This window comes from Pseudomonas sp. KB_15, from assembly GCF_052114525.1.
Lineage (GTDB): Bacteria > Pseudomonadota > Gammaproteobacteria > Pseudomonadales > Pseudomonadaceae > Aquipseudomonas.
Genome location: NZ_JBFREX010000313.1, coordinates 1 through 387 on the forward strand (window position 1 = coordinate 1; position 387 = coordinate 387).

Annotated in this window: 1 protein-coding gene; it reads right to left on the reverse strand. The window is 68.0% G+C overall.

Going from position 1 to position 387, the window contains the following annotated elements:
• Positions 1-117: 117 nt before the first annotated feature.
• The coding region (locus AB4Z35_RS31050) for an RHS repeat-associated core domain-containing protein (RefSeq protein ID WP_442101304.1) at positions 118-387 on the reverse strand (270 nt) is incomplete at its 5' end.

Sequence of the window (387 nt, forward strand, 5' to 3'; positions counted from 1 at the left end):
ATTCGCGCTTGAGCCATTCCATCCGCGCCATCGACTTCAGCTCCGGCGACAGTTCATCGAGGATGCGAAACAGCGGCTGGGCGAGATGGAGCAGGAGATTGCCTCCCCAATAGTGGGTCATCCCCAGTCCTTCTCTGCGCCGGAGGCGATCATGGCGTGCCGCCGCGCGGTATCCGCCACGGTCCAGTAGTCGTCCGCCATGGCCGGCCCTTGCGCGTGCGGCGATGGCGCCGGCTTCGCCGTGGGTGCCCGGTACGCATAGGGGTTGACGCCATCGCCGCCGCGACGGTCCGGGCTCAGGTAGCGGCCGATGTCGGGGTCATAGACACGCCGGCCGTGCCAATGCAGCCCGGTTTCGTCATCGGCGAACTGGCCCGCGAGCCGCAG